Source organism: Oleiphilus sp. HI0132 (genome assembly GCF_001635845.1).
Genome location: NZ_LWGJ01001773.1, coordinates 1 through 787, shown reverse-complemented (window position 1 = coordinate 787; position 787 = coordinate 1). Strand labels below are relative to the sequence as shown.

Genomic DNA, 787 nt, shown 5'->3' with positions numbered 1-787 from the left:
CTCTGGCTGCTCATTTATTGAACTAAACCCTGGAGCCAAGCACATCATCTTTGCCAATGACGAGAACTGCGAATTGATCAATACATTTGAAGCGAGTGTACCGACAGAAAACGCTTTTATTACACGAAGTGATAAAGCCATAAGTGAAGAACTTCAAATTCTGGCACAGAACGCAGCATTTGAGCAAAAGGCAAATGCGATCTGGCCAGAGTCAGAGATTCTTGAGGGAAAACAACGCTTCAAGTTACTGCGATGTGACAGATAAACAAGTGCTTACGAGTACTATACCAACGCAAACAACATGGCGAGCCACAACACTGCTAAAGCCATCATACTCGCAGCAAAGCTCGCAAACCTTAGGCTGACATTGTTGTTACCCAAGTGGACAAAAGAATGTACTAGCCGCAAAGCCACATACAACCAAGCAGCGACAACTGACACAAGACCAACGCTATCCGTGATATAAGTGAGTATAACCCCAACATAAAATAAGGGTGGTACCTCAAAGTGGTTATGAATATGGCGAGTGAGAATATGGAGCCTTTGCGGCTCCTGCCCTTCATTGTATGAACGATAGTACTTCATACTAACTTCACCGCGTTTAATTGCCGCAAAGCGTGTTAACCCTAGTTTAAAAACTAAAAAAGAGGTTAATAAAAACATCGCGATAGCGGGATAGATAATTCTAACTGTATCCATAAAAGTCTCGTCTATTGTTGTGGAGTACCTATCTATTGTGCGGTATTGACTACTGCACAAACGCGAGACCACATTCACATAAAGCGAG

The 787-nt window shown here is 42.7% G+C and carries 2 protein-coding genes; one reads left to right on the top strand and one right to left on the bottom strand.

Annotated features, from left to right (window positions below; translation table 11 throughout):
* Nucleotides 1-265 (top strand): hypothetical protein (locus A3766_RS31675; RefSeq protein ID WP_068643337.1); only part of this gene is annotated, 265 nt, incomplete at its 5' end.
* A gap of 17 nt (nt 266-282) precedes the next feature.
* Here A3766_RS31675 and A3766_RS26970 read toward each other — a convergent pair.
* Nucleotides 283-787 (bottom strand): MAPEG family protein (locus tag A3766_RS26970; RefSeq protein ID WP_231883008.1); only part of this gene is annotated, 505 nt, incomplete at its 5' end.